This is a genomic window from Methylosinus sp. LW4, from assembly GCF_000379125.1.
Taxonomy (GTDB): Bacteria; Pseudomonadota; Alphaproteobacteria; order Rhizobiales; family Beijerinckiaceae; genus Methylosinus.
In genome coordinates this window covers 1,598,757-1,621,112 of the sequence record NZ_KB900626.1, presented here as the reverse complement: position 1 = coordinate 1,621,112, position 22,356 = coordinate 1,598,757, and the positions used below count along the sequence as shown (strand labels likewise).

Sequence of the window (22,356 nt, the reverse complement as noted above, 5' to 3'; positions counted from 1 at the left end):
CGGGCGGGGTGCACCGAGGCGGCCGAGCCCCTTTTCGCTATGCGCGAGAGGGTCGCGACCTTTCGCAGTGACGGCCCACGTCTGCTGCGAGTCTTCCGGCAATGTCCTCCCTGTCCCATCGGGCCGCCCTCGCGGGCGCTGCTTCTCATATTGCGTTTCTTTCCGCCACGCTTTTCCTTCCCGCTTCCGCTGCGGGACAGGAGGCTCTGCCCACGGTCGAGATCGGCGCGGCGACCATTGTCTCCGCCGATCGCGTCGAGGAGCGCGTCGACAAATCCTCCTCCGCCGTCACCGTCATTCCGTCCGCGCAGATCGAGAAGCGCGGCGCGACCGGCCTCACCGAGGCGCTGCGCGGCGCGCCCGGCCTCGATCTCTATGAGACGGGCGGTCCCGGCGCGCAGACCTCGGTGTTTCTACGCGGCGCGACGCCCGGCCAGACGCTCGTCGTCGTCGATGGCGTGCGCATCGGCGATCCTTCCTCTACCGACGGCTCCGTCGATCTCGGCGGCCTCGTCGCCACGGACATAGAGCGCATAGAGGTGCTGCGCGGTCCGCAATCGGCGCTCTATGGCTCTGATGCGATGGGCGGCGTCATTCACATCGTCACGCGCAAAGGCGAGGGGCGGCCGCGCGCGTCTCTCTCTCTGGAAGGCGGCTCCTATGGAACCGGACATTTGCGCGCGCGCGTCTCGGGAAGCGAGGATCGCTTGTGGTACGCATTCGCGATCGATGCGCTGACGATCGACGGCCATCCGCGCTATGGCTATCGCATTGCGCGCCCGCTGACGATCGGCGACGGCAAGACGCCTCTGCCGCCTCTGCCGCCCAATGATCCGACCAGAAAAGGCGGCGCCAGCGCGCGCCTCGGCTATCGCGTGAATGAGGATGTCGCGGTCGAGGCCGGCTTCTACGGCTATGACAGCGCGATCCGCTTCGACAATCCCTATTCCTTCTCGGCGATCGACGTCTACGATCCGCAGAACCACCAGCATGCGACATTCGCGCAAGGCTTTGCGCGCGTCGACGCCGACATGTTCGATCGCGCATTACACAATCGCTTCACCCTCTTCGCCAATGTGACGAGCAGAGACGTCTGGCAGGCGCGCTCCTGCTATGATGCGAGCTTCGACGCCTATAATTGCCGGCGCGGCTATCGTGGAACGCGGCGCGGCTTCGAATATCAGGGCGATCTCACGCTTGGCGGATTCGGCCTGCTGACCTTCGGCGCGCGCAATGAGACGGAGTCTGTCCGCACGTCGCAGGACCCGGTTCCGCCGACCACATTCACGCCGATCGACGCTGCGCAGACGACGCATTCGGGCTTCGCGCAGCATAAGTTCACAATGCTCGAGCGCGTCGATCTCTCCTATGGCGGACGTATCGACGCCGTCGATCAGAACCGCACCTTCGCGACATGGCGCGCCACCGCCGCTTACCGCCTCGAGGAGACCGGGACCAAATTGCGCGGCAGCGCCGGCACGGGCGCGCGCGTCGCCTCGCTTTATCAGCGCTTCAGTCAATATGGCGATCCGGCGCTCGCGCCGGAAACGAGCGTCGGCTATGACGTCGGCGTCGATCAATCCTTGTTCGGCGAGCGTCTCTATGCCTCCGTGTCGCTGTTCGAAAATCGCTTTCGTGACATCATCGAATTCGGCCGCGCGCCGAGCTGTTCTGCGGCACAGGCTTTCGGCTGCTATTACAATGTCGGCCGCGCGCGCACGAAAGGCGTCGAATTCTCCGGCGAGGCGATCGTCGTTCCCGGCGAATGGCGCTTGCGCGCCAGCTACACGCATCTCGCCGCGGAAAATCTGACGACGCAGCGCAGCCTGTTCCGCCGGCCGCGCGACAAAGCGACGGGCTCCCTCATCTACACGGGAATCGCAGGGCTGGAACTCGAGGCGCGCCTCAGCTACGTCGGCCCCAATCCCGACTATGACTATATTTTCTCGCAGCGCGTGACGCTTGTGCCTTACGCCAAGCTCGATCTCTTCGCCGATTACAAGATCGACGAACGCATGTCTGTGTTCGCGCGGATCGAGAACGTCAATGATGCGCGCTACGAGGAAGTCTTCAATTACGGAACGGCGGGACGCTCTATCTATGGCGGCGTGAAATTCAGCTGGTGACGAGGTTTTAAGGGAGAATGAACCGATGACGAATGCGACGCCGCAACGGCGCCTGGAGCCGGATGGAACGCCGGTCGATGTCTTCGCGCTGCCGACCGACGCGCCGAGCCTCGAAGCGCTGCTGCGCGATCTCTTCGAAAATCATTGGCGCGAGATCGTGTTCGGGCCGATCATTCAAGGCGCGGCCTTCGAGATTCATGTCGATCAGGCGCCGACGCATATCGGTCTTCTCGATGGCTATCTCACCATTGCTTTCGGGCAGACGCATTTTCATGTCTGCATCGGCGAGACGAAAGGACCGCGCAGCCGGCCGACGCCGCCGGAACTCGCGCGGCACAGGCGCACGGCGCGCGCGGAGCTGCATCGGCGCTTCTCGGGGACATGCGTTCCCATGTCCTGGAGCCTGCAATTGTTCAATGGCGCGGATGAGCAGCAGCTCGCCGTGCTCTTGCCCAATCCGTTTCTGCATCCAGAAACGGAAAAAGTCCTGCGTGAGCCCGATTGGTCGCGGCTCTCATTGTGGGATGCGCTGCGGGCGCGCTGGCTCGGGCTCGTCGAGGCCGATCCGCTCGATCGGGCAGCGCATTGATCTTCGGCAGAGCAGGGCGTCCGCCCCGCTCATAAATATGGAGCATCGCATGACAAGGCTTTCACTTCCCATCATCGAAGAGCGCAATCTGCTGTGGAGCGGCGCGCTCATTCTCGTCGGCGCCTTCTTCTCGCTGGCTTTCGCTTGCGCGGCGCCGCTCGCGGGCTTCGCCGCCATTGCGGCGCTGACGAGCGCGCGGCGCAATGCGCTGGCGCTGACGGCGGCGATCTGGTTCGCCAATCAGCTCGTCGGCTTCACCATGCTGCATTATCCATTGGACTTCGAGACTCTCGCCTGGGGCGGCGCGCTCGGACTCATCGCGCTCATCTGCTGCGAGACCGCGCGTTTTGCGGTGCGCATGTCGATCGGCGCCGGCGCGCCCTTCGCTGCGCTCGCTGCGAGCTTTCTCGTTTATGAGGGCGCGCTCTTCGCGATCACCCGCGCGGTGGGCGGAGATGTCTCGCATTATGCGCTCGCCAGCGTCGCGCGCATCTTCGCCATCAACGCCGGCGCATTCTTCGGGCTCTGGGCCCTTGCCCTCGTCTGTGCGGCCATTGGCGCTGGGCGGCGGGTCGCGTCGCTGCGCGTTTGAAGCATGTCATTGGCGCGCGTCATTCTCTCTATGGGGAGAATGACGCGAATGTCTGTGTCCGCGTCGGATGGATCGACGTGTCTCGAGAAGCGAGCCTGAAGGCTCGCGGTCCAAACGCGGCTGTTCGAGCGCTCTCCTGGACTGCGAGCCTTCAGGCTCGCTCTTTTAAAACCGTTCGGCTTCGATGACGCTGGCGCCTATTTCGGCGCATGAACCAGCAGGCGCGCGACGCGGCGCGGATCGGCTTCGACGATCTCGAATTCCCAGCCGTCCACCGGCGCGGGCACGATCTCGCCGCGCATCGGCACATGGCCGGCGAGCGAGGCAACGAGCCCGCCGAGCGTCGTCACTTCGGCGCCGTCGTCCTCCGGCGTGAAATCGACGCCGAGCCGCTGCGAGACTTCCTCGAGATCGGCCTTGGCGTCGATGAGATAGACGCCGTCGGACACGGTCTCTATGCGCGGCTCCTCGTCGACGTCATGCTCGTCCTCTATGTCGCCGACGATCATCTCGACGATGTCCTCCATCGTGACGAGACCATGCGTGCCGCCATATTCGTCGATAACGAGCGCGAGATGCGTGCGCGTCGCCTGCATCTTCACCAAAAGATCGAGCGCCGGCATGGAGGGCGGCACATAGAGCACCGGCTTCAGCACGGTGACGGTGGAGAGCTCCGCGGAAAAATCGATCGCGGCGAGCGAGACGGTCGGCGCATGCTCGCTCGGCGCCGGCGCTTCCGCCGTCACGGGCTCGGCGCGCTCGGCGAGCGAGGCGAGATAGTCGACGAAATCGCGAATATGGATCATGCCGCGCGGATCGTCGAGCGTGTCGCCATAGACGGGCAGGCGCGAATGGCCGGCGTTGCGGAACAGCGCCAGCGTCTCCCCGAGCGTGGCGTCCTGCGCGACGGCGACGATATCGGCGCGCGGGATCATCGCGTCGGCGACGCGCAGATCATGCAGGGCCAGCACATTTTTCAGCAGCACGCGCTCATGCGGCGTCACATCGCCGGCGGCGCCTTCCAGCGCCTCCTCTATGTCCTCGCGCACCGAGGGCGAGCCGAGCCCGATGAGCGCGCGCAGCCGATCGACGATGCCGCTTCGCTGCTCGCGCCTCGAGGCCGCGTGCTCGCCATTATCCGTCCTAGACATCGCCGTTCGATTTTCCTTTGGATGAAGCCTCCGCCACGAGCTCGGAGCCTTCGTAAGGATCATTGAGGCCGAGCGCCGCCGCTATGCGGCGCTCCAGCGCCTCCATCTCTTCGGCCTCCCGTGGAGCTTGATGGTCGTAGCCGATCAGATGCAGAAATCCATGAATGAGCAAATGGGTGAGATGCGCGTCGAAGCTCTTGTCCTGCTCCGCCGCCTCGCGCGCGACCGTCTCATGCGCGATGACGATATCGCCGAGCGCCATGCGGCGCGCGAGCGGGCCGGGCGTCTCGAAGGAGAGCACATTGGTGGGCTTGTCCATGCCGCGCCATTGCGCGTTCAATTCACGGATCGTCGCGTCATCGGTGAAGTTGACGCTCAGCTCGCAGCCCGGCGCGAGCGGCGCCGCCGTCTGGGCGACGCACTCGCGCACGGTACTCTGCGTCAGTTCGTCGAGCCCGGCCTGCTGATCCCAGCAGGGCGCAGTGACGATAATGTCGATCGCGACGCTCATGATTCTCGAGGCTTCGCCTTCTCCCGTCCGGCCGCCTCATAGGCGCCGACGATTTGCCGCACGAGGTCGTGGCGCACCACGTCGCCCTCGGCGAATTTCACCCTTCCGACGCCCTCGATATCGGAGAGCAGCGCGATCGCCTCGCTCAGCCCGGATTTCTGGCCGGGCGGCAGATCGGTTTGCGATGGGTCGCCGTTGATGATCATACGCGATCCGTCGCCGAGACGGGTGAGGAACATTTTCATCTGCATGGAAGTGGCGTTCTGCGCTTCGTCTAGCAAAACGCAGGCCTTGGTGAGCGTGCGCCCGCGCATGAAGGCGAGCGGCGCCACTTCTATCATGCCAGTCTGAATGCCGCGCTCCACCATGCGCGGATCCATGAAATCATGGAGGCCGTCATAGATGGGCCGCAGATAAGGGTCGACCTTCTCGCGCATGTCGCCGGGCAGGAAGCCCAAGCGCTCGCCGGCCTCCACGGCCGGGCGCGAGAGAATGATGCGCTCGACCACGCCCTGCTCGAGCAGCGAGACCGCATGGCCGACGGCGAGCCAGGTCTTGCCCGTGCCGGCCGGCCCTTCGGCGAACACCAGCTCGTAGCGCTTCAGCGCCCGCAGATAGAGATCCTGGGCGAGGTTGCGCGCCCGCACCGGCCCGCGCCGGCGCGTCGAAACCTGCTCGAAGACCGCGCGGCCGGGCTCCGCCTCGGGAAAGAGGCTGCCCTGGCGAGCTGATTCCTGAATGGCGCCGTCCACGTCGCCCAATCCCACCTTCTGGCCGAGCTGCACGCGGCCGTAGAGAATCTCCAGCACGCGGCGGGCCTGCTCGCAGGCCTCGGCGCGGCCCTTCAGCGTGACATGATTGCCATTGGCGAAGCAGGAGACGGCAAGGCGCCGCTCGATCTTGGCGAGATGCTGGTCATAGAGGCCGAAAACCAGCGAGGCGTAACGATTATCCTCGAAGGCGAGCGTGATCTCCGCCTCCGGCTCGCCCGAACGCGGCGCGTCCGGCTGTTCGAAGACCCGTCTCTCGCGGTCGAGCGTCACAGGGCGGCCTCCCTCGCAGCTTCAAGGCTCGTTCGGTCGACGATGCCGCCGGCCAGCGAATTGGAGCCGGCGGCGACGATCGTCACCGGCAGAGTCTTTCCGATCAGCTCCAGGCCGCCCATCGCATGGACGGGCTGCATATAGGGGCTCTTGCCGGCGATCTGACCCTCGTGCCGGCCGGGCTTCTCGAACAGGACCTCGACCGTGCGGCCGACAGTGGCGGCGTTGAACGCCTGCCGCTGCTCCTCGACCAGCGCCTGCAGAATGGCGAGCCGCTCGGATTTGACGCGCTCGTCGATCTGATCCGCGCGCTCGGCGCCCGGCGTGCCGGGGCGCGGCGAATATTTGAACGAAAAAGTGGACGCGAATCCGACAGCGCGAATGAGCGCCAGCGTCGCCTCGAAATCCGCGTCGGTCTCGCCGGGAAAGCCGACGATGAAATCGGAGGACAGCGCGATATCCGGCCGCGCCGCGCGCAGCCGCGCGACAATGTCCAGATAAAAGCCCGCGTCATGGCGTCGGTTCATCGCTTTCAAAATGCGATCCGAGCCGGATTGTACCGGAAGGTGCACGAAGGGCGCCAGAGTCGGCAGCTCGGCATGGGCGTCGATCAGCTCCTGCGTCATATCGATCGGATGGCTGGTGGTGTAGCGCAGCCGCGTGACGCCTTCGATACGCTCCAGCCGCGCCAGCAGGCGGGGCAGGGACCAGGGCGCGCCATTCTCGTCCGAGCCGCTATAGGCGTTGACGTTCTGGCCGATGATGGTCAGCTCGCGCACGCCGGCGGCGGCCAGCGCCTCCGCCTCCTCGACGATCTCTTCCGGGCGACGCGATATTTCGGCGCCGCGTGTGTAGGGCACCACGCAGAAGGAGCAGAATTTGTCGCATCCTTCCTGCGCCGTGACGAAGGCCGTGACGTCGCGCACGCGCTTGCCCGCGGCCGCCGCGCGGCGCAGCGCCTCGAACTTGTCGGCGACGGCGAAATCCGTCTCGGCGACGCGCTCGCCGACCTCGACCCGGGTCAGGAGATCAGAGAGGCGGTGATAGCTCTGCGGCCCGACGACGAGATCGACCGCGCGCTGGCGGCGCAGCACTTCCTCTCCCTCCGCCTGGGCGACGCAGCCGGCGACGACGATTCGATAGTCCCGTCCTTCGGCGCTGCGCTCGCTCTTCACCCGAGCGAGGCGGCCGAGCTCGGAATAGACCTTTTCCGTCGCCTTCTCGCGAATATGGCAGGTGTTCAGCACGACGAGATCGGCGTCGTCCTCATCGGCGGCCTCCGCATAGCCGCGCGCCGTGAGCAGATCGGCCATGCGCGTCGCGTCATAGATGTTCATCTGGCAGCCATATGATTTCACATAGGCTTTCGCGGGTCCCACGGCTCCCGGCGCTTGCTCGAGGGATAAGGCGGGCGCGGGCTTCGATGCGGCGTCGGAAATCTCGGTTTCTCCTCAACGGGCGGCGGGGGCTCGCGCCGGGGCGATATTACTCTTGCTTTCCCGGCCCGCAACGTCCGTCGCCAGAAGTTCTCGCACGCGCGCCTCGGTGGCGGCGGCGAGAGCCTTGCGGTCGCCGGAGCCGGGGTCCACGGCCTCGCCCCACAATATATGGCATTTTGCGCCGCCGCGCTTCATCAGACTCCATAAATGTGGGAGGAAAGTCATATCCCCGTACCAGCCGACGTCCAGCCGGCCGCCGGGCGCGCTTTTTCGCTCCGTATAGAGAATGGCGGCCGGAGCGAGTGTGGGCGCGGCCGCATTGGTGGCGGCGAGATCGCTTAACATGGCGAAATGCGAGGCGTTGAATTTCAGCACGCCGGCGCCGTCGCTCGACGTGCCTTCCGCGAAGACCACGATATCGTCGCCCTGCCGCAGCCGTTCCGCCAGAGCCGCATTGACGATGGGGATCGCGCGTCGATTGCCGCGCTCGACGAAGACGGTGCCTTGCAGCCGCGCGAGAAAGCCCAGCACCGGCCAGGAGGAGACCTCTGACTTCGCCAGAAAGACCAGCGGATAGCGGCTGGCGAGGGCGATGATGTCGGTCCAGGAGACATGATTGGCGACGACGAATCGCGGGCTCTCGCCGGCGAGCCGGCCGCTCTCGCGGACCTCTATGCCGATGATGGCGCACATTACCCGGCAAAAGCCGGTCTGAATATTGTGGCGCAGCTCCCAGCGCCGTCTCCGCGCCATCCATTGGACGGGAACGAAGAAGACGAAGGCCCCGGTCATCGCCAGGACGAAAGCGAGCGCGCGCAGATAAGGCATGGCCCTGTCTCTAACGCGCGAACGACGGTTTCGTGACAGCCGGGCGTTCCGCCATCTCCAGCGACGCGAGCGTAGCCTTGACGGCTCGGCAATAAAAATATTAAGCCGATAGGAAATATTAATTATTTGGGGCCTCGAGATGACCGTGATCACGTTTTCGCGTTTTCTACTCTCCGGCGTCGCCGTCGGCGCTCTGGCGTTGGCGTTCGCAGCGAAAGCGGAAGACGCTGTGGTCGAGGACGTCCAGGTCGGCGCCAAGAGCGAGAATGGATTGACCCGACAGGAGGAGAAAGTCCTGTTGAAGACGCCCCGCTCGGCCGGGATTGTCGCGGGCGAGAAGGCCACAGAGGAACATCTGGAGCGTCTGTCCGACTTTTCGCAACTGGTGCCGAATTATCGGCCGAACATCGCCAATCCGCAGACGACGACCCCCGCTATTCGCGGGGTCGGCGTAGGAGTCGGAACTGCCGCGGGCGTCGAGTCGCAGACGGGATTCGTCGTCGACAATGTCTTCTACAAGCATGTCGGCTTCCAATGGGCCGATTATGTCGAGCTCGAATCTTTCGAGCTCGGCCTCGGTCCGCAGGGCACGGCCGGCGGCAAGAACACGACGGTCGGCAATGTCATCGTCCGCACTCAGCTTCCGTCCTTCGAACGTCGGGCCACATTCGAGACCTCCTTTGCAAACTACACTCATTTTATCGAGAAATTGAATGTCACAGGGCCGGTCGTAGACGACAAGCTCGCTTATCGCGCCACCTTCTACCTCGACAAGGGCGATGGCTGGATCCGCGATCAGAACACCGGCGCCGAGGTCCTGAACAACAATCGCTGGGGCGCACGCGGTCAATTGCTCTATGTCGGCGAGAACGTCACCGACAGGCTGATTTTCTTTCGGCTGATGTCGGACGAGTACAACAGCTTTCTGAACGGGCCATTCGGCGATTCGGCGCAGCTCTTCGCCAATGGGACACTGGCGGCGCCATATTCGCAAACTCTATGGTCGCGGCTCGGCCGCGTCCTTCTCACGACTGATCCCTATAAGCCATATTACACGCGTGGCGGCACGCATCACACTCGCACGATCGGGGCGTCGAATGAGCTGAATTGGCAGATTGGCGAGAACACGCTGACGTCGATCACCGCTTGGGGCGCGTTTCTGACGCATCCCCATGGTCCAATGACAGGATTCCAGACTTTAGAGATAAATAATAGCCCGGTTAATACATATGTAGACCAATATTCTCAGGAGTTTCGTTTTGCTTCTGCGAAGGATGTTGCCTTGGAGTGGCAATTCGGAACTTATCTATTCTACGAGAAATTTTGGTCTTATAGCCATAATGACTTTGGGTCTGACGCCGCGCGATGGTACAATTCTCCAACGACCGACCCCGCGCTGCTCAATGGCTTCATTTATCACAAGGACGGAAAATCGACGACCTTTCAGGCCGCCGGATTTGGACAAGGAACCTACCATCTCGACGAGCTGTGGTCGCTGACTTTCGGCTTGCGAGACAGCTACGAGAGCAAAGAAGGTTCCGATTTCGGCTGGGAAGAGGCTTCGAGCGTCAAATTCTCGCCGGCGCAAGTGGACACGGCCATTCGTGGCGCGCTCGGATCCGGCTTTTTCGACACCGGCGGAACGCGCGCGACCCGCAATATGCTGACTGGAATATTCAATCCGTCCTTCAAATATAGCGACAATATACTCCTATTCGGCCTGGTCGGACGAGGCGAGAAGGCGGGCGCGGCGAATGTCGCGGCCCTGCCGATTCTCTCCGGTGCGACATTCAAGGGGTTTCAGCCCGTCATCACCAAGGCCGAAAGCAATTGGGACTATGAGCTCGGCGCAAAGACGAATTGGCTCGACGGAAAGCTCATCGCCAATTTCAACCTCTATTGGACCGATATCTACAATTTTCAGGCCTCGCAGGTCGACACGAGCTATTCAGATAGCACCGGGCAGCCCCTGCGCCTGACTTATATGGGAAATGTGCCGCATGTCCGGCTGCGCGGCTTCGAGTTCACCGGCCGATGGAAACCGCTCGAGAGGCTGTGGTTCAGCTTCAATGGGGCTTATACCGAGGCGCGTTACATCGATTATTCGAACGCGGCTCCGCCGTCCGATTGGATATGGCCGACGCCCAATCCGACTCCGGCAGGCTTCGTCAAGGCGCCCCTGACCCTGTCGCGTTCGAACACGCGTTGGGAGAATCTGCCGAAATGGGCGCTCAATGTGGGCGTCAATTACGAGCATCCTTTGGGACCTGTTTTTCAGGATCTCGGTTCTGATTGGGAGCGCTCGATCACAGGATTCGGCTATGTCAATCTCGCTTGGCAGGACAAGACTCAGCTGACCCACCCGTTTTCCGTGCTTCAATACTGGCAGCCGGCCTATTCGATCGTGAATGCAGGCCTCGGCCTACGCACCGACGACCAAAAATACACCGTGTCGCTATGGGCCAAGAATGTCTTCGATCAGCGGTACATTACGGCGTGGTCGCAAGGCAACGCCACGACACAGGCGACCGTCGGCATGCAAAATGCGCCGCGCTACTTCGGCGGCACGCTTCTGGTGCGGCTCGAGTGACGGAGCCTCACAGCTCGCACCGCATGGTCAGCGCCGCCTGACGCTCGCCATTGGGCCGCTGATAATAATTTTCGCGCCGGCCGATCGTCTTGAAGCCCAGCTTCTCATAGACCTTCAGCGCCGCGGCATTGTCCTCGCCCACCTCGAGGAAGACGAGGCGCGCCCCGCCGCGCTCGAGATTGCCGAGATGCGCCGCGAGCAGCGCCCTTCCGAGTCCGACGCCGCGGCGGGCGGGATCGACGGCGAATGTCAGAATCTCGGCGTCCGGCGGCAGCAGGCGCGACAGCGCCATGCCGCCCATCTCGTCCTTGAGCAGCCGCTCGTTCATCGCGCCGTCGGCCAGCACTGTGCGGTCGGTCAAAAGGCTCTCGAAATCGATCTTCGACCAGGGGAAGGCGAAGGAGCCCGCGTGAATCTTGGCGCAATCATAGGCGTGATCGGCGCCGATGGGGCGGATCACATAATGGGGCTTCGGAAAGAAGGTCGAGAACAAGCTCATGACGCTGGAGCTCATGCGCCCGCGGGGGCGTCTTGCGGCGCGCGCTCCTGCGGCGAGCGCTCCAGCGGCTTGGCGTCCGGGGCCTTCAGATAGAGCGGGCGCGCCGGCGCGGTCGCCGGATCGGCGACGAGGCCGAGCCGGGCCACAAAGGCGATATCGGGCGCCGGCGCGCGGCTGGCGACCTCCGCCTCGAGGCCGGCGAGGCGGGCTTCCTCGGCCAGCAGCGGCGCGCCGGAGCCGATCAGCCGCAGCGGGCCGGAGCCGAGCGCGCGCAGCGCCTCATGGGCGCCGACGCGGCGCGGCGACAGCAGTGTGCGGCCGTCCGGCCCATAGGCGGTCACATAGACTTGGCCATGGCGCGCGTCGATCGCCGCCGCCACCACGCCGTCATAGGGCAGCAGGACATAAGGCGCCGCCAGCGCCGCCAGCGTGGAGACGCCGACGATGGGCGCCTTCACGGCGAGGGCGATGGCCTGGCCGGCCGCGAGTCCGATTCGGATGCCGGTAAAAGAGCCCGGCCCGACCGTGACCGCCACCCGATCGATGGAGCCGAAGCCGCCGCCTGCCGCCGCGACGACGCGCTCGAGGAGCGGCAGCAATTCCTCGGCGTGGCCGCGCTCCATCGGCGCCGTCTCGACGGCGAGCGGATCGGCGGCGCCCAGATCGAGCACACAGGCGGAGACGGCGGGAAGCGCCGTGTCGATGGCGAGGATTCTCATTGCCGGCGGATTATGACGGGTTTCGCGCGGCTTTCAAAGCGGCCTCTCAAACCTGCTGCACGGACGTGACCTGGGGCACGAAATGGCGCAGCATATTTTCTATCCCGTTCTTGAGCGTGGCGGTGGAGGAGGGGCAGCCGGAGCAGGAGCCCTTCATCGCCACATAGACGGTTCCGTCGCGAAAGCCGCGGAAGGTGATGTCGCCGCCGTCATTGGCGACGGCCGGACGCACGCGCGTCACGATCAGCTCCTTGATCTGCGCGACCGTCTCGGCGTCGGCGGGATCGAAGAATTCGGCCGGCGCGGCCTCGGCGCCGTCGACGACGATCGGCTGGCCGGAGCTGAAATGCTCCATGATCGTGCCGAGAATGGCCGGCTTCAGATGCGCCCATTCGGCGTCGGTCTTGGTGACGGAGACGAAATCGGGGCCGAACATCACCGCCTCGACGCCGGCGATGGAGAGCAGCGCGCCGGCGAGCGGCGAGGCGGCGGCGGCCTCCGGCGTGCGGAACTCGCGCGCGCCCTCGGCGAGGACCGGGCGGCCGGGCAGGAATTTCAGCGTGGCGGGATTGGGCGTGGATTCGGTCTGAATGAACATTTGTCTTCTCCGCGGCGTCCGGTTCAAGGCCGGCGTGGCGATATTTTCGGAGCCTATGTAGCACGAAATCCGCCGCGTCGCAGCAACTGCCGCATCCGCCTTCAGCGGCCGGCGCGGGCGTGGGCGCGCAATATGTCGAGCAGCGCCGCGCCATGGTCCGAACGGCGCGCGCGGGCTTCGCCGATCGGCTCGAAATCGGAGAGGTCGGGAACGAATTTGCTGGAGCCTTTGAACATCAGCAGGCCCGTGGCCGTGACCACAATGTCGCCGGGCCGCAATGTGGGGTCGTCGAGCCGCGCCACCTCGCGTTCCGCGCGATTGACGGCCATGCGGTCGAGATCGGCGACCATGCGCGACGCGAAAGCGTCATAGCGCTCGCGCGCTTCGGCGATCTGCCGCAGCCATTGCGCGCGCCCGTCGTCATCGGCGCGCGCGATCTCTTGGGCGCGCGCGATCTCTTGCGCTCGGCCTCCGTGCAGAGTCGCGGCCGTCATGCATGCGAGGAAGATGCGTCTCGTCGTCGCCATGGCGCGCGAAAAAGCCGCGGCGCGCCGCGCGGCATGAATGATGATCGAACATGCGTTCGTGATTCGCACCTGCGCGTTTCCCGAGTACGTGCATTCCCCAGTTTGTCAATCTCTGTAGCGCCCGAATAATGATTATAGCGCGGGTCACGCCGATCGAAAGTCGGCGCATGGGTCGAGCACAGAGCTTTTTCGCGGTTGGTTATTCCGAGGTTCTTGATGATGATCTGTCCGCCGCCACGCGATGCGCAACGATGCTTCGCGTTTCCTGCGCCGGCGCGTCAATGCGCCGCCTTTTTCTCTCGAGACGAGCGATGCACATGGTCCAGATGCCGCTGACGGGCGCGCTCGTCGACGATACGTCTCGGCGGATGTGCTCCATTCCGCAGGAGAGGACGAGTCGAGACGCCACGATCCATATTGTCGACGACGACGACGCCGTCCGTGATTCTCTCAGCCTGCTGCTGTCCACGGACGGCTTTCGGGTCCGTGCCCATGAGAGCGCCAGCCATCTTCTGGCGTCGGTGGAGCCGGGCGACACCGGCTGCGTGGTGACGGATGCGCGCATGCCGGAGATGACCGGAATAGAGCTGCTGGAGGCGATGAAGGCGCGGCGCTTGTCCTTGCCGGTCGTCGTCATCACCGCCTATGCCGATGTGTCGCTCGCCGTGCAGGCGATGAAGCAGGGCGCTTTCGACTTTCTGGAAAAGCCCTTCGACAATGAGGCGCTGATCGCCTGCGTGCGTCTGGCGCTCGCCTATGAGCGCGAGGAGCAGTTCCGCGCCGCCGAGACGCAGACCATTGAGGCGCGGCTGCAGACTCTCACCGCGCGCGAGAGCGAGGTGCTCGAGCGCCTTCTGCACGGCATGCCGAACAAGGTCATCGGCCGCGAGCTCGGCATCAGCGTTCGCACGGTGGAGGTCCACCGCGCCAATGTGATGCTGAAAATGAACGCCGGCAGCCTTTCCGAGCTGGTGCGCATGTCGCTCGCCGCCGAGCAGGCGCGCGGCAAGGGCTGACGCGCGGCTCGCTATCGTCGCGCGCGTCATTCGATTCTGTGTCTTTCGAGGACGCTCCGACTCCCGGAGCGTCCTATTTTTTGTTAACCATGGCCTGTAGCGAACGGGTCACAGCCGGGCGATAAAGGGGTCGCGTCGCGCGGAAGGCCTTGTCTTCGCCAAAGAGACAGGGTCATTTGGGCGCGCGGCGAAGCTTCGGGAGCGGCTCGGAGCATTGGTCGGGGGCGGCGTGGTTTTGAAGACGCTTCGTATTTTCGGGGTTTTTGCGGCTGCTTCGCTCTCGGGCTGCAGCCTGCTTCCGGGCAGCGGCCCGTCGGGCGATGCGGTGATGACCGCCGGCGTGCCGAGCGAATCGCAGCCGGAGACGGCCTTCGCCCTCGTCGAGATCGACGGCCAGGTGGTGGCGGCGCTGGCCAAGCATGGCGCGCCGGGCCTGCGCGGCTCCTTCGGCGATTATCGTCCGCCGGCCTCGCAGCCGATCGGGGTCGGCGACACGTTGCAGATCACTCTTTGGGAGGCGGCCGCGGGCGGCCTGTTCTCCTCGCCGGCGACGGATCGAACCAGTCCGGGCTCGCGCTCGGCGGCGATTCCCGATCAGACGGTCGGGCGCGACGGCTCGGTGACGGTTCCCTACGCCGGGCGGATACAGGTCGCCGGCCGCACCCAGCAGGAGGTGGAGGCCGTCATCATCGAGCGGCTGCGCGGCAAGGCGATCGAGCCGCAGGCGCTGGTCAATGTGTCGCGCAACATCAGCAATACGGCGACGGTGACGGGCGAGGTGACGCAGGGCGCGCGCGTGCCGCTGACCTTGCGCGGCGACCGCGTGATGGACGTCATCGCCCAGGCGGGCGGCTTTCGTTCGCCGGTGCATGAGACCTTCGTCAGCCTGACGCGCGGCGACCGCACCGCGCGCGCGCCGATCCAGGCGCTGCTCGCCAATCCGCGCGAGAATATATTCGTGCGCCCGGGCGATGTGCTGACGGTGGAGCGGACGCCGCAGACCTTCACGGTCGCCGGCGCGACCGGGGCCAACGCCGTGGTGCCCTTCGACGCGCGGGGAATCACTCTGGAGGAGGCGATCGGCAAGGCCGGCGGCCTCGCGGACCAGCGCGCCGATCCGAGCGGGCTGTTCGTGCTGCGCTATGAGCAGACGGCGGTGATCGCGGATTATCCGACCGTTTCTCCGCTGCTGGCCTCACAGCGTCAGGTTCCGGTGGCCTATCATCTCGACATGCGCAGTCCGGCGGCGCTGTTCACGGCGCGTCGGTTCGCGATGCGGGACAAGGACATATTATATGTGTCCAACGCGCCTGTGACGGAGATCGCCAAGGCGTTCCAGCTCGTCTCCATGCTGACGCAGCCGGCGATTCAGGGCGCTGCGGTCGGCGCTGCGGTGAAGTGACGCAGGCGGAATAGTCCCCTCAGAAATCTACCGTAAGGGTAGCAATAACGGTTGACGGAGGGGACGGGCGCGGGGCAAGCTCACCGGCGTAGATATTGCAGTGCGAAAGAAGTAGTGATTCTGGCGAGATTTTCGCGGTCACGAGGGCGGGCTTGGTTTTCGAGGGGGTTTCTTGGCGAACCGATTGAACACGAGCCTTTTGGCGATCGGCGAGCGGCGCGTGCTGCAGGCGCTGGCGCCGCGGCTTCCCGCCTGGACCACGCCGGATCATCTGACGGCGGCCGGACTGGTCGGCGCGGCGGTGACGGCGGCGGGCTTCGCGCTCAGCCATTGGTCGGCCGGCTTCCTCGCACTGGTCGTGGCGGGCCTGTTCCTGAACTGGTTCGGCGATTCGCTCGACGGAACGCTGGCCCGCTATCGCGGGATCGAGCGTCCGCGCTACGGCTTCCTGCTCGATCATTCGAGCGATCTGATCGCGCAGAGCCTGATCGTCGTGGGCCTCGGCGTCTCGCCCTATTTCACGCTTCCGTCGGCGCTGTTCGTGCTGTCGCTCTATCTTCTGATGAGCTCCTACACCTATCTGCGCGTGGCGACGGCGGGCGTGCATCGGCTGTCCTACGGCGGCATGGGCGCGACGGAGTTCCGCATTCTTGTCGCGGCCTGGAGCCTGTTCGCCTGCTGGCTCGGCCCGCAGGTTGTGGAGGCGCGGCTGTGGCGCTTCTCCATTCTCGACGTGACGATCGGAACGATGTCGGCTATCGCCTTCGCGCTCTTCGTGCTGATGGTGCGTCAGGATCTGTCGCGGATGGACCGCGACGACGACCAGGAATCGACGACCATCCACCGCCTGCCGACGCGCCGCCACGCGGCCGAGCCGGCTGCGGCCGAGCCCGAGAGCGAGCTTCCCAGCGTCTCGGCCGGCTGAAGCGCGCGCGGAAAATCCGCGCTCTGCAAAAAATCCGCGCCCGGCCATAGGAAGCCGCAGTCGCCGGCATATCTTGTCATAGCGATCCAGCCCTCCGCTCGAGGAGTAGCGACGCATGACAAACCGTGAAATTCGTTCCCGCCAAAAGGCCGCGCTCGAGACGCCGACCGGCTTCTCGCCCGAGGCGACGCGCGACCTCACCGGCGCGCTGAACGCGGTTCTGGCGGATGTTTTCGCCCTTTATCTCAAGACCAAGAATTTCCACTGGCACGTCTCCGGCCCGCACTTCCGCGACTATCATCTGCTGCTCGACGAGCAGGGCGCGCAGATTTTTGCGACGACGGACGAGATCGCCGAGCGCGTGCGCAAGGTCGGCGGCACGAGCTTGCGCTCGATCGGCCATATCGCGCGGCTGCAGCGCATCCTCGACAATGACGCCGATTATGTCGATCCGCAGGACATGCTGGCGGAGCTGCGCGACGACAATGGCGCGCTGGCGGCGCGCATGCGCGAGGCGCATTCCATCTGCGACGAGCGCGGCGACGTCGCCACGGCGAGCCTGCTGGAGAATTACATAGACGAGGCCGAAAGGCGGATATGGTTCCTGTTCGAGGCCGGCCGCCGCGGCAATGCGTGACGTGAATCGGCTGCGGCGGTCCCGTTTCCGTTGCGAAGCCGCGCGGCCGCGTGTAGGTGTGACGGGCATCGAGGTCCCATGCGCAACCCACCCCCCCAGGCCGTTCGTCTCGCCGATTATCGTCCGCCCGCGTTTCTGATCGACGCGGTCGATCTCGATATTTCTCTGCATCGAAGCAAGACGCGCGTCGTCGCGCGCCTCGCGATAAGGCGCAACCCCGCCGGCCGGGCGGGCGCGCCGCTCGCGCTCGATGGCGACGGGCTGGTCTTGCGGCGCGCGGCTCTGGACGGCGCGCCGCTCGCGCCCGAGGCCTATGAGGCGACGCCCGATTCCTTCGTGCTGCACGCCCCGCCCGAGGGGCCCTTCACGCTGGAACTGGAGACGGAGGTCGACCCTTCCGCCAACACGCAATTGAGCGGGCTCTATCGCTCCGGCTCCGCCTATTGCACGCAATGCGAGGCGGAGGGCTTCCGCCGCATCACCTATTTTCTGGATCGGCCGGATGTTCTCAGCGTCTATACGACACGCATAGAGGCGGAGAAGAGCGAAGCTCCGGTCCTCCTCGGCAACGGCAATCCGGTTGCCTCCGGTGATCTCGACGGCGGGCGGCATTTCGCGGTCTGGCGCGATCCTTTCCCGAAGCCCTGCTATCTCTTCGCCCTCGTCGGCGGCGATCTCGGCCATATTTCGGCGAGCTATCGCACCGGCTCCGGCCGCGACGTGGCGCTGGCCATCTATGTCGAGCGCGGCAAGGAGCCCTTCGCCTCCTATGCGATGGATTCGCTGGTGCGCTCCATGCGCTGGGACGAGCAGGCCTTCGGCCGCGAATATGATCTCGACGTCTTCAATATCGTCGCCGTCTCCGACTTCAACATGGGCGCGATGGAGAACAAGGGCCTCAACATATTCAACGACAAATATGTTCTGGCCTCGCCCGAGACCGCGACCGACTCCGACTACGCCGGCATAGAGTCGGTCATCGCCCATGAATATTTCCACAATTGGACCGGCAATCGCATCACCTGCCGCGACTGGTTCCAGCTGTGCCTGAAGGAAGGCCTGACCGTCTATCGCGATCAGGAATTCTCGGCCGATCAGCGCTCGCGCGCGGTGAAGCGCATTTCCGATGTGCGCGGCTTGCGGCTGCAGCAGTTTCCCGAGGACGCCGGCCCGCTCGCCCATCCGGTGCGGCCGAACCTCTATCATGAGATCAATAATTTCTACACCGCGACCGTCTATGAGAAGGGCGCCGAGATCGTCCGCATGCTGAAGACGCTGATCGGCGACGCCGATTTCCGTCGCGGCATGGACCTCTATTTCGAGCGTTTCGACGGGACGGCGGCGACGGTCGAGAATTTCCTCTCCTGCTTCGCCGAGGCTTCGGGCCGCGATCTGACGCAGTTCTCGCTCTGGTACGAGCAGGCCGGCACGCCGCTCGTGACCGTGGCGAGCGACTATGACGCGAACGCCAAGACGCTGACGCTCAGCCTAGAGCAATCGACGCCGCCGACGCCCGGGCAGAATGAGAAGAAGCCCTTCGTCATTCCGCTGGCGCTCGGCCTCATCGGCGAGAATGGCGACGAGCTGACGCTGTCCGCCGCGCCCGGCGAGAGCGGCGCCAGCGCGGAAGAATGCGCCCGCGGCGTCGTCGAGCTTTCGACGCCTTCGCGCCGAATCGTGTTCGAGAATGTGCCGTCGCGCCCAGTGGTGTCGCTGCTGCGCGGCTTCTCCGCGCCGGTGCGCCTCACGCCGCCGCAATCGGCGGAAGACCTCGAGCGCCTGCTCGCCCATGACAGCGATTCCTTCAATCGCTGGCAGGCGGCGCAGAGCCTCGCGCTGCGCTCCATCTTCTCGCGCATAGAGGCCGCGCGCGGCGGCGCGGCGTCGGATGATCGCGCCTTTTTCGACTCGCTGAAGCGGCTCGTCGAGGCGGGGGAAGGCGATCCCAGCCTCGTCGCGCAGGCGCTGGCTCTGCCCTCCGAGATCGACGTTGCGCGCGAGATCGGCAAGGACGTCGACCCCGATGTGATCTTCGCGGCGCGCTCCGGCCTGAAGCGCGATCTCGGCCGCCATTTGGGCGCGGCGCTCGCCGAGGCGCACGCCCGCTTCGCCGCGCAGGAGGGCTTCTCGCCGGACGCCGACAGCGCCGGGCGGCGCTCCATGCGCAATGTCGCGCTCGATCTTCTCGCCGCCGGCGATCCGGCCTCGGGCGGTCCGCTGGCCGAGCGGCAATTCGCCGAGGCGACCAATATGACCGACCGCATCTCGGCGCTGGCGACGCTGTCGCATGTGCCAGGCGCGGCGCGGGAGGAGGCTTTCGCCGCCTTCTATGAGCGCTACAAAAAGGACCATCTCGTCCTCGACAAATGGTTCTCGCTGCAAGCGACCATTCCCGAGGCGGAGACCACCGCCCGCATCGCGCGGCTGATGGAGCATGCGGATTTCTCGCTCGCCAATCCAAACCGCGTGCGCGCCGTGGTCGGCTCCTTCGCCAATGGCAATCCGACGCGCTTCCATGCGCTGGACGGCTCCGGCTATGCGCTGCTCGAGCGCGTGGTGCTGGAGCTCGATCCCAAAAATCCGCAGCTCGCCGCGCGGCTGCTCTCGGCGCTGCGCTCCTGGCGATCGCTGGAGGAGCGCCGCCGCAAGCTCGCCGAATCGACGCTGCGTCGCATTCTGTCGACGCCCGATCTTTCGGCCGACGTCTCGGATATAGCGACGCGCGCGCTCGGCTGAGGGGCTTTACGTCCTTTTAAGGTCTGGACAAAATCCCGCCAGCGGATTCGAATGGGGCTGATTCGGGGCGGGATGCGGCGCGTTTTTCCCCCTCTTGGGCCAACTGCGGGGATGGACGAAAATGGCGCGTGGGCGCGCGGCCAATACGACGACTTGCGCCGATACGTCATGGAGCGCTGCGGCCTCCTCGAGCATCGGCCGGCTGATCACGAAAACGCCGAGCGCGCGCCAGCTGGCGCTCGCGCTCGGAACCTGCGCCGTCGCATTCGGCGCTCTGCTTCTCCTTCTGGCCGAGGCCGCGCATGAGCGCACTCTGGCGGAGGCGGCGCAGGAGCTCGAGATTTTCGCGCGCGCCGTCTCGCGCGACGTGGAGACCTCGCTGCGCAGCGGCGCGGCGGCGCTGCCGGACTATGCCGCGACGCGCGGACGCCGGGTCGTCGTCGCCGATAGGGCCGGCCATATCGTAGCCGCGACGGCGCCGCTGGTCGCCTCCGGCGCGCTCGCCGATCTGCTCGGCGCCGAGCAGCTATTGATCGAATTCGGCGAGAAGGCCGGCGTGATGCGCGTCACCCTCGCCGATGGGCGCAAGGCGCTCGCCACCGTGCGCAATCTGTCGCCGGGGCAGGGCGGCGGACAATTGGCGGCCATCCTCTCCTATGACGCGGCGCTGGCCGAATGGCGGGGCCTTCTCGCCCTCTATGCGGCTCTGTCGGTCGCTGTCGCCACGGCCACTGCGCTCGGCCTCCTCGCCTTTCGCCGGGAGGCGCGTCGCGCCGCGCTCGCCGAGCGAGCGCAGATCGATCTGCGCCGGCGCGTCGACGCCGCGCTCGGCTCCGGCCGCTGCGGCCTTTGGGATTGGGACATTGCGCGCGGGCGCATCCATTGGTCCGATTCGATGTTCGGCCTGCTCGGCCTCGATCCCGAGCAGCGCTCGCTCTCCTTCGGCGAATTGAAGACGCGGCTGCATCCGCAGGATGGCGATCTCGTCGCCATCGTCGAGACGATTGTCGCCTCCGGCTCGCGCGGCATGGATCACGAGTTCCGCATTCGCAATGCGCGCGGCGAGTTTCTGTGGCTGCGCGCCTGCGCCGAATTGATCGACGATCCAGAGGGCGGCAAGCGCCTCGTCGGCGTCGCCGTCGATATTTCCGAGCAGCGCGCGCTGGTGGAAGGCGCGGCGACGGCCGACATGCGGCTGCGCGACGCGATAGAGACGATCTCGGAAGCCTTCGTGCTGTGGGACGCGCATAATCGGCTCGTCGCCTGCAATTCGAAATTTTTGGCGCTGCACGGCCTCGCCGCCGAGGCCGCGGCGCCCGGCGCGAGCTATGCGCGCATCATGGCGAGCGCTTCCGCCGCTCTGGCCGAGACGCAGATCGTCTCGGATGCGGCCGTGACGGCGAGCGAGCGCACCTATGAGGCGCGGCTGGCGGATGGCCGCTGGCTGCAGATCAGCGAGCGCCGCACCAAGGACGGCGGCTATGTCTCCGTCGGCGCGGACATCACCGCGCTGAAGCGCAATCAGGAGAAGCTCATCGACTCCGAGCGCCGGCTGACGGCGAGCGTCGCCGACCTCCTGAAATCACGGCAGACGCTGGAGGCGCAGGCGCAGCAGCTCGCCACTCTCGCCGAGCAATATCATCTGCAGAAGGGCGAGGCCGAAGCCGCCTATCAGGCCAAATCCGAATTCCTCGCCAATATGAGTCATGAGCTGCGCACGCCGCTCAACGCCATCATCGGCTTTTCGGAGATGATGCAGGCGCAAGTGTTCGGCCAGCTCGGCTCGACCAAATATGTCGAATATTGCAACCACATCCATCAGGGCGGCCGCTATCTGCTCGATGTGCTGACCGATATTCTCGACATGTCGCGGCTCGAGGCCGGCCGCGTGCGGCTAGACCAGCGCGAGGTCGACGTCTCCGGCGCCGTGCGCGCCACGGTGGAGCGCTTCCGCCACAGCGCCGAGACGAAGCGCGTCGAGATCAGCGTCGACGCCCGCGACGGGCTGCGCTGCTATGGCGATCACGACGCGATCGTCAAATCGATCGGCGTGCTGGTTTCCAACAGTCTGAAATTCACCACGGCCGGCGGCGCGGTGCGCGTGCGCGCGCGCCGGCTCGCGCGCTCTGTCGCCATTTTCGTCGAGGACGATGGCTGCGGCATCGAGAAGGCCGCCATCCCGAAGCTCGGCCGCCCCTTCGAGCAGCCGATCGCCGTCATCGAGAATGGCATGAAAGGCTCCGGCCTCGGCCTCGCCATCGCGCGCTCGCTGATGGCGCTGCATGGCGGCGCGCTGCGCATACGCTCGCATGAGGGGATCGGCACAGTCGTGATGCTGCGCATTCCCGTGCGGCCGACGACGCGTGCGATTTCGACGCAAGGCGCGCGGACGTCGCTGCATTGAGGACGGCTGTGCGAGGCGAGCCTT

At 65.4% G+C, this 22,356-nt stretch carries 19 protein-coding genes; 10 read left to right on the top strand and 9 right to left on the bottom strand.

Annotated elements, in window-relative coordinates:
- Positions 1-101 precede the first annotated feature (101 nt).
- Genes METLW4_RS0108210 through METLW4_RS24400 form a run of 3 tightly spaced genes read left to right on the top strand, consistent with a single transcriptional unit; the run spans position 102 to position 3,307 of the window.
- Entirely contained in the window at positions 102-2,126 is a 2,025-nt protein-coding gene (locus METLW4_RS0108210) for a TonB-dependent receptor plug domain-containing protein (RefSeq protein WP_018265727.1), read from the top strand.
- Positions 2,127-2,151: 25 nt separating this feature from the next.
- Positions 2,152-2,715 carry a DUF7676 family protein gene (locus METLW4_RS0108205; RefSeq protein WP_018265726.1) on the top strand — a complete coding sequence of 188 codons (564 nt, stop codon included), beginning with the start codon at positions 2,152-2,154 and terminating at the stop codon, positions 2,713-2,715.
- Between the two features lie 49 nt (positions 2,716-2,764).
- Positions 2,765-3,307, top strand: coding sequence for a hypothetical protein (locus METLW4_RS24400; RefSeq protein WP_157234990.1), 543 nt, complete (start codon positions 2,765-2,767; stop codon positions 3,305-3,307).
- A gap of 197 nt (positions 3,308-3,504) precedes the next feature.
- On the opposite strand, the gene METLW4_RS0108195 is transcribed toward METLW4_RS24400, so the two are convergent.
- From METLW4_RS0108195 to METLW4_RS0108175, 5 genes are all read right to left on the bottom strand, one after another.
- Positions 3,505-4,458: a hemolysin family protein gene (locus tag METLW4_RS0108195; protein ID WP_018265724.1), complete on the bottom strand. Its 954-nt coding sequence runs from the start codon at positions 4,456-4,458 to the stop codon at positions 3,505-3,507.
- Positions 4,451-4,969, bottom strand: a complete 519-nt coding sequence (gene ybeY / locus METLW4_RS0108190) for an rRNA maturation RNase YbeY (protein WP_018265723.1) — start codon at positions 4,967-4,969, stop codon at positions 4,451-4,453. Before ybeY ends, METLW4_RS0108195 begins: the two co-directional genes overlap by 8 nt.
- Positions 4,966-6,012, bottom strand: coding sequence for a PhoH family protein (locus tag METLW4_RS0108185; RefSeq protein ID WP_018265722.1), 1,047 nt, complete (start codon positions 6,010-6,012; stop codon positions 4,966-4,968). Before METLW4_RS0108185 ends, ybeY begins: the two co-directional genes overlap by 4 nt.
- Positions 6,009-7,391, bottom strand: a complete 1,383-nt coding sequence (gene miaB / locus METLW4_RS24395) for a tRNA (N6-isopentenyl adenosine(37)-C2)-methylthiotransferase MiaB (protein WP_018265721.1) — start codon at positions 7,389-7,391, stop codon at positions 6,009-6,011. The genes METLW4_RS0108185 and miaB overlap by 4 nt, the downstream gene beginning before the upstream one ends.
- Positions 7,392-7,463: 72 nt before the next feature.
- Entirely contained in the window at positions 7,464-8,279 is an 816-nt protein-coding gene (locus METLW4_RS0108175) for a lysophospholipid acyltransferase family protein (RefSeq protein WP_018265720.1), read from the bottom strand.
- A gap of 139 nt (positions 8,280-8,418) precedes the next feature.
- Between METLW4_RS0108175 and METLW4_RS0108170 the strand changes: the two genes are divergently transcribed.
- Complete coding sequence (locus METLW4_RS0108170) at positions 8,419-10,869, top strand: TonB-dependent receptor (RefSeq protein ID WP_018265719.1); 2,451 nt, start codon at positions 8,419-8,421, stop codon at positions 10,867-10,869.
- Between the two features lie 7 nt (positions 10,870-10,876).
- Here METLW4_RS0108170 and METLW4_RS0108165 read toward each other — a convergent pair whose 3' ends face one another.
- From METLW4_RS0108165 to METLW4_RS0108150, 4 genes are all read right to left on the bottom strand, one after another.
- Positions 10,877-11,368, bottom strand: coding sequence for a GNAT family N-acetyltransferase (locus METLW4_RS0108165; RefSeq protein ID WP_026191350.1), 492 nt, complete (start codon positions 11,366-11,368; stop codon positions 10,877-10,879).
- Between the two features lie 11 nt (positions 11,369-11,379).
- Entirely contained in the window at positions 11,380-12,087 is a 708-nt protein-coding gene (gene tsaB / locus METLW4_RS0108160) for a tRNA (adenosine(37)-N6)-threonylcarbamoyltransferase complex dimerization subunit type 1 TsaB (protein WP_018265717.1), read from the bottom strand.
- Positions 12,088-12,133: 46 nt separating this feature from the next.
- On the bottom strand, positions 12,134-12,685 hold the full coding sequence (locus METLW4_RS0108155; RefSeq protein ID WP_018265716.1) for a NifU family protein: 552 nt from the start codon (positions 12,683-12,685) through the stop codon (positions 12,134-12,136).
- Between the two features lie 101 nt (positions 12,686-12,786).
- Positions 12,787-13,212 (bottom strand): hypothetical protein, encoded by a 426-nt coding sequence (locus METLW4_RS0108150; protein WP_198290180.1) that lies wholly within the window; start codon positions 13,210-13,212, stop codon positions 12,787-12,789.
- Positions 13,213-13,529: 317 nt separating this feature from the next.
- Between METLW4_RS0108150 and fixJ the strand changes: the two genes are divergently transcribed.
- From fixJ to METLW4_RS0108120, 6 genes are all read left to right on the top strand, one after another.
- The gene (gene fixJ, locus METLW4_RS0108145) at positions 13,530-14,228 is read left to right on the top strand and encodes a response regulator FixJ (RefSeq protein ID WP_018265714.1); all 699 of its coding nucleotides are present in this window, start codon (positions 13,530-13,532) and stop codon (positions 14,226-14,228) included.
- A gap of 229 nt (positions 14,229-14,457) precedes the next feature.
- A complete protein-coding gene (locus tag METLW4_RS0108140; protein WP_198290174.1) occupies positions 14,458-15,630 on the top strand; it encodes a polysaccharide biosynthesis/export family protein in 1,173 nt (390 codons plus the stop codon).
- A 172-nt stretch (positions 15,631-15,802) separates the two neighbouring features.
- Complete coding sequence (locus METLW4_RS0108135) at positions 15,803-16,555, top strand: CDP-alcohol phosphatidyltransferase family protein (RefSeq protein WP_043331777.1); 753 nt, start codon at positions 15,803-15,805, stop codon at positions 16,553-16,555.
- A gap of 115 nt (positions 16,556-16,670) precedes the next feature.
- Complete coding sequence (locus tag METLW4_RS0108130; protein ID WP_018265712.1) at positions 16,671-17,192, top strand: Dps family protein; 522 nt, start codon at positions 16,671-16,673, stop codon at positions 17,190-17,192.
- 78 nt (positions 17,193-17,270) lie between these two features.
- Positions 17,271-19,928, top strand: coding sequence for an aminopeptidase N (gene pepN / locus METLW4_RS0108125; RefSeq protein ID WP_018265711.1), 2,658 nt, complete (start codon positions 17,271-17,273; stop codon positions 19,926-19,928).
- Between the two features lie 121 nt (positions 19,929-20,049).
- The gene (locus tag METLW4_RS0108120) at positions 20,050-22,332 is read left to right on the top strand and encodes a sensor histidine kinase (RefSeq protein ID WP_018265710.1); all 2,283 of its coding nucleotides are present in this window, start codon (positions 20,050-20,052) and stop codon (positions 22,330-22,332) included.
- Positions 22,333-22,356: the final 24 nt, after the last annotated feature.